Below are 6336 nucleotides of genomic sequence, written 5' to 3' on the forward strand. Positions count from 1 at the left end.
CGAAATCAGCCTCCGGCAAACCTGGCGCGGTTCAGGATCTCCTGGTTCTTGAGTGGTGGCGGTTTCTGAAATGGCGCGGGAAATTCGGTAGTCGCCGTCCGGCCCGAGGCCCTCGACGCGGGCAAGTTCGAGCAGACGACGCGCGGAACCTCGACCGCCCAGGACGGCCACGAGGTCGATGGTCTCCGCGATCATGGAGCGGGGCACGGTAACGACGGCTTCCTGGATGAGCTGTTCGAGACGGCGAAGCGCGCCGATCCCGGAACCGGCATGGATGGTGCCGATGCCGCCGGGATGGCCGGTGCCCCAGGCTTTGAGCAGGTCCAGCGCCTCGGCGCCACGCACCTCGCCGATCGGAATACGATCGGGGCGTAGACGCAGCGAGGATCGAACCAGATCGGACAGGCTTGCAACACCGTCCCTGGTGCGCATCGCCACGAGGTTCGGCGCTGAGCATTGCAGCTCTCGGGTGTCCTCGATGATCACGACACGATCGGAGGTCTTGGCCACTTCGGCGAGCAGCGCATTGGTCAGCGTGGTCTTGCCGGTCGAGGTGCCGCCGGCGACGAGGATGTTGGCGCGGGTGGCGACCGCCAGGCGCAGCGCCTCGGCCTGCATCCCGGTCATGATTCCGGCGGTGACGTAATCTTCGAGGGTGAAGACGGCGACGGCGGGTTTGCGGATGGCGAAAGCCGGAGCGGCGACCACGGGCGGAAGCAGCCCCTCAAAGCGTTCGCCTGTTTCCGGCAGTTCTGCGGAAACGCGAGGGGACAGGCTATGAACTTCGACGCCGACATGGTGCGCGACCAGTCGAACGATGCGCTCGCCGTCCGCTGCGCTCAGCATCTTGCCGCTGTCGGCCAGCCCCTCGGAAAGTCGGTCGACCCAGAGCCGCCCATCGGGGTTGAGCATCACCTCGACGGTCATGGGGTCCTCCAGAAACCCGGCGATCGCCGGCCCGAGCGCGGTGCGCAGCATCCGCGCGCCTCTCCGGATCACTTCTGGTCTCTGATCGGTCTTCGCCATGCTGGCCCCGTCTCCTTACGGGCGCCTCCAACAGGCCGCCCTGGATCGGGGTCGATTAAGAAAGCCGTAAATGCCTAGAGCTCAACAGGGTTCCGAGGGTCTTCGTAGCGTGGCGTGCAAAGACAGGAAAACGGCGGAACATGCCTCACCCACCAAGTAGGATGTCATCGGTCACTAGGTCGTGGCGAAACCTGGAATCAACGGCGCCGAACCAGAGATGTACCGATCATGTGACGGCCACCGCAATTTCGGGAACAGGGAGTGCTTACTTCCGGGAAATTCTGGGCGTACTACCGAAGTGCGCAGACTTGTAGCCAATGGAATTTCGCATTTGTAAGAGTTCAATGCGACGTGTCGGGAATCTCTTTCCCAAGACTGTCCAGTCTTGCTCTGACTCGTTGATTATTATCAGCGTAGTCATGAAGTTATCGGTTCGCGCAGAACCTCATCGACGTGATCACTTGTCAGTCAAATAAGCTTCGAAGGCCTTCAGCGTGCGACGGGAGACGTGATGCTCGATCCCCTCTGCATCCGCCTCGGCGGTTTCCTGAGGCACGCCGACTGCGATCAGTAGGTCGACCACCGTTCGATGGCGAACGCGTACCCAATTTGCGAGCGCTTCGCCCTTGTCGGTAAGGAAGACCCCGCGATATGGGCGTGAGGTCGCCAGACCCTCTCGCTTGAGCCGCGCCACCGCCTTGGTGGCGGTAGGATGGGCCACACCCATACGTTCGGCAATATCGGCAACCCGGGCCTCGCCATGCATCGCGATCAAGTCGCCGATCATCTCAACGTAATCCTCCAGGATCGCCATCGACTGCTTCTCTCTTGCACGGGCGAAACGCCCCGCCTGTTCCGTGGGCGAAATCTCGGCCGGGGGCGTATCGTGTTCGGTCATCGCGGTCCTGAACTCATTCATCTGAAGTGCGAGGGAATGTAGCATTTTGAATGTAATGAAATCAATATAGCCAAGGCTTGATTTTTGCACCCAGCATCTGATGTTCAGCCTGTATAATATTTGCCGTTGTAGAATATGAAGCCTTGGCTATATTACGAAGCCTAGGCATACAGAGGAAGGCTTGATGATCAGCACAGAACGCACCCGCCGTGGTATGAGCGCCGTTCTCTCTGGCGAGCGGCGTGGCTTTGGCAGCAAGTTCCTCTTCGTCGGTCCCGCAGTGATAGCCTCAATCGCCTATGTCGACCCAGGCAACTATGCGACCAACATCCAAGCGGGTGCCGGCTATGGCTACGTGCTTCTGTGGGTGGTCCTGCTGGCCAACCTGATTGCGATGCTGTTCCAGTCCCTGTCTGCGCGGCTGGGGATCGTCACTGGCAAGAACCTGGCCGAGATGTCGCGGGATAATTTTCCCCGCCCTGTCGTCTGGGCGATGTGGGCGGTTAGTGAGGTTGCCGCCATGGCCACCGACCTCGCTGAATTTCTCGGTGGCGCAATCGGCTTGGCGCTCCTGTTCAATATGCCGCTGATCTGGGGCATGGTGGTGACCGCCATCGTGACCTACGGTATCTTGATCTTCGAGCGCCGGGGTTTCCGCCCGATGGAGCTAATCATTGGTACAATGGTCGCGATTATCTCGTTGTGTTACTTGATCGAGATTTTCATCGCACCGATCGATTGGGGCTCCGCCGCCGTGGGGCTGGTGACCCCGAACCTGCCTGACGCTACCGCGCTGACCATTGCGGTCGGAATCATCGGGGCCACGGTGATGCCACATGCGGTCTATCTGCATTCAGGCTTAACACAAAATCGTGCGGAGGTCCGTCACGACGAAGACCGACGCAAGGTGCTACGGTTCTCGAACATTGAGGTGGTGATCGCACTCGCGGTCGCCGGCATGGTCAACATGGCAATGGTGATGATGGCAGCGTCTGCCTTTCATCAAGGCCATAGTAACGTGGCCGAAATCGAGACCGCCTATCATACACTGACACCACTTCTCGGCTCGGCTGCGGCCGCCGTATTCCTAGTGTCGTTGATCACCTCGGGTGTGTCGTCCTCGGTGGTGGGCACGATGGCCGGGCAGATGATCATGCAGGGTTTCCTTCACTTCCATGTACCGATTTGGGTCCGGCGGCTGGTGACGATGGTGCCAGCGTTCGCTGTTGTCGCCGTTGGCTACAATGCCACTGACGCCCTCGTGATGAGTCAGGTGGTGCTGTCGATCGCCCTGCCAGTGCCAATGATCGCACTGGTTATCTTCACATCGCGTCGCTGCGTCATGGGTACCTTCGCCATAGGAACTGTAACGCGGGTTCTCGCGATCCTCGGCGCAATTGCAGTGCTGTCGCTGAACTTTGTTCTGCTCGCACAGACCTTTGGTGTACCGATCCCATTCCTCATCAATTGAGCAAGAGTTCATTTGTTGTGCTCTCAAAAATGCCGCGCGATGCGACGTCGGCTAACATGCTGTAAAGTTGGACCAAGGCACAGGGGACTGAGACAGAAAGGGAAGCCTGCCACAGATCGGGAGCCACGCGCCCGCAGCGCAGTCACTCACGCCTGGCTTGAGTTAATCAATCCATAGATTTCACTCTTTCCTACGAGCCGTCATTTGGATCGAAGCCGTACACCTACACGATCTTTGTTTCTGGTTAACTGCCAACCCCTTCCACATCCTCCGACACCTCCTGCCGCAGTTTCGGCCCCTGCGCGAGGCGCCGACCGAGCGCCGAGATAAATGCCTCATAGCGCTCCCCAGCCTTCGCCCGCGCAGCTTTCGCCGCGGGTTCCGGCAGAGCCGGTGTTGTTGCAAGCCAGAAGCGGATGAATACGGCCAGGCTTTCGACGGAGATCCCGACATCGCGCTCCAGCCGGGTGATCCGTCTGTCGATCTGATCCAGGCGCCGGGCCAGAACCGCCTCTCGGCGCTCCGTGTCATCCGGGGAGAGGAAGGATGCTATCGCGGCCTCGGCCACCATCGATTGGGATCGGTCACGCCGGGCGGCGAAGTCTGCCAGCATTTGCATGACCTCAGGATCGAGGTAGACCGAGATCTTCGTCTTCTTGCGGCTCAAGGTCATGATCAAAGCTCCATGCCGTCATCGGGATTGAGGGAGACCTGACGCGCGATACCACACATCTGCTGCATGATGTGGCGATTGCGAATGGCGCCATCCTCTTCATCCTCGGGTGGGTCGAATTCAAACTCGTTCTCGAGAGGCGTCTGCCTGTCGACCGGCTGAGGCTGCGCCAGCTCCGGCTGAAGACGGCGTTCCGACGTTGTCGAGTCCTCATCCTCCGGTCCCGTCTCGGATACTGGCTCGAGCTNTTGTCGAGTCCTCATCCTCCGGTCCCGTCTCGGATACTGGCTCGAGCTCGTCGTCCTGGGTTGGGACTGCCAGGCTGCTCCAGTCATCTTTCCCCGAAGCGTCCACATCCACCAAGTCGGGTGGCGGCAAGACCCGTTCGGTGAACCGCGTATCTTCGTAATACCGTGCTTTCGTCGCCCGGATCGGCGGTGTACCGGCCACCATGACGATCTCGTCGGAGGGCGGCAGTTGCATGATTTCCCCGGGGGTGAGCAAGGCCCTCGCAGTTTCTGACCGGGACACCATAAGATGGCTGAGCCAGGGGGCCAGACGGTGCCCGGCATAGTTCTTCATCGCCTTCATCTCGGTGGCGGTACCGAGAGCATCAGAAACCCGCTTGGCCGTGCGCTCATCATTGGTCGCGAAGCTCACACGGACATGACAATTGTCGAGGATCGAGTTGTTCGGGCCGTAGGCCTTCTCGATCTGGTTCAGCGACTGGGCGATAAGGAAGCTCTTCAGCCCGTAGCCCGCCATGAAGGCCAGCGCGCTCTCGAAGAAATCCAACCGGCCAAGCGCCGGGAACTCATCGAGCATCAGAAGCAGCCGATGACGGTCATCCTTGCCCTGCAAATCCTCGGTCAGGCGTCGGCCGACCTGGTTGAGGATCAGACGGATGAGCGGCTTGGTGCGATTGATATCCGAAGGCGGCACCACGAGATACAGCGTGACGGGGCGCACTCCCCCGACAATGTCACCGATCCGCCAGTCGCAGCGGCGCGTGACCTGCGCGACCACGGGGTCGCGATAGAGCCCAAGGAATGACATCGCCGTCGAAAGCACGCCGGAGCGTTCATTCTCGGATTTGTTGAGCAACTCGCGGGCGGCACTGGCGACCACGGGATGCGGTCCCGCCTCGCCCAGATGCGACGTCCGCATCATCGCGCGGAGCGTCGACTCCACGGGACGCCGCGGGTCGGACAGGAAGTTGGCGACACCGGCCAGCGTCTTGTCCTTCTCGGCATAGAGGACGTGCAGGATCGCACCGACGAGCAAGCTGTGGCTGGTCTTCTCCCAGTGGTTCCGCCGCTCCAGACTTCCCTCGGGGTCGACAAGAATATCTGCAATGTTCTGGACATCGCGAACCTCCCACTCGCCGCGGCGCACTTCCAGCAGCGGGTTGTAGGCCGAAGAGTTCGGATTGGTCGGATCGAATAGCAGGACCCGACCGTGCCGGGCCCGGAACCCTGCGGTCAACTGCCAGTTCTCGCCCTTGATATCATGAACGATGGCCGAGCCGGGCCAGGTGAGAAGAGAGGGTACGACGAGCCCTACCCCTTTGCCGGATCGCGTCGGCGCGAAGCAGAGCACATGCTCCGGCCCATCGTGGCGCAGATATTCCCGCTCATAGCGACCGAGGACCACGCCATCCGGGTCGAGAAGTCCGGCCGCCTTCACCTCGCCCTTCTCGGCCCATCGGGCAGATCCATAGGTCGCGACGTTGCGGGCCTCGCGCGCGCGCCAGACCGACATGGCGATGGCCACACCGATGGCGATGAAGCCCCCGGAGGCGGCGATGATCCCACCTTTCGCAAAGACCGGTGGCGCGTAGGCCTCGTAGAAATACCACCACCAGAAGATGGCCGGTGGATAGTAGATGGGCGTCCCGAACAGCAGGAACCAGGGCGGGCCCAGCTGTGCCTGATAGCCGAGGCTCGCGGCCACGTATTGCGTCGCTCCCCAGGTGGTGGCCAGAATGATGAGGAAGACGATGGAGATCTGGCCCCAGAGGATCTTGGTCGCGGACATGACTGTCGCTCCTTTCCTGTGTTTGATCAGAGGCCGAGGCCGCGCTTGCGGCCGAAGTCCCAATCGACCCCGCCGTCCCCGCGCGCGACGCCGGTGACATCCCGGCCGAGATGCTTTTCGAGGGAGGGGGACCAGGGCACGAACTGGAAGCCGAGAGCGCCGTCGGCACCGTAGCCTTCGATCATCGCAAATCGCCCCGAGGCCAGCGCGAGACGCTGGCGATAGAGGCCG

General features: G+C 61.2%; 5 protein-coding genes and 1 pseudogene. 1 reads left to right on the forward strand and 5 read right to left on the reverse strand.

Annotated features, from left to right (window positions below; all coding sequences use genetic code 11):
• Both trbB and mntR read right to left on the reverse strand, forming a co-directional pair.
• Window positions 1-1026 (reverse strand): P-type conjugative transfer ATPase TrbB (trbB, locus tag D6860_RS17810; protein ID WP_254681423.1); only part of this gene is annotated, 1026 nt, incomplete at its 3' end.
• 457 nt (window positions 1027-1483) lie between these two features.
• On the reverse strand, window positions 1484-1924 hold the full coding sequence (gene mntR / locus D6860_RS17815; RefSeq protein ID WP_076625023.1) for a manganese-binding transcriptional regulator MntR: 441 nt from the start codon (window positions 1922-1924) through the stop codon (window positions 1484-1486).
• 184 nt (window positions 1925-2108) lie between these two features.
• Between mntR and D6860_RS17820 the strand changes: the two genes are divergently transcribed.
• The gene (locus D6860_RS17820) at window positions 2109-3395 is read left to right on the forward strand and encodes an Nramp family divalent metal transporter (RefSeq protein WP_076625024.1); all 1287 of its coding nucleotides are present in this window, start codon (window positions 2109-2111) and stop codon (window positions 3393-3395) included.
• 244 nt (window positions 3396-3639) lie between these two features.
• Here the strand turns inward: D6860_RS17820 and D6860_RS17825 are convergent, their stop codons facing one another.
• The 3 genes and pseudogenes from D6860_RS17825 to D6860_RS17835 all read right to left on the reverse strand — a co-directional run.
• Window positions 3640-4068 (reverse strand): CopG family transcriptional regulator, encoded by a 429-nt coding sequence (locus D6860_RS17825; protein WP_076625025.1) that lies wholly within the window; start codon window positions 4066-4068, stop codon window positions 3640-3642.
• A 248-nt stretch (window positions 4069-4316) separates the two neighbouring features.
• Window positions 4317-6105, reverse strand: a pseudogene (locus D6860_RS17830) (conjugal transfer protein TraG); the annotation flags it as partial.
• A gap of 26 nt (window positions 6106-6131) precedes the next feature.
• Window positions 6132-6336 (reverse strand): DUF3363 domain-containing protein (locus D6860_RS17835; RefSeq protein WP_128549302.1); only part of this gene is annotated, 205 nt, incomplete at its 5' end.

The sequence above is a fragment of the Salipiger sp. D13 genome (genome assembly GCF_003703915.1).
Classification (GTDB): domain Bacteria; phylum Pseudomonadota; class Alphaproteobacteria; order Rhodobacterales; family Rhodobacteraceae; genus Salipiger; species Salipiger profundus.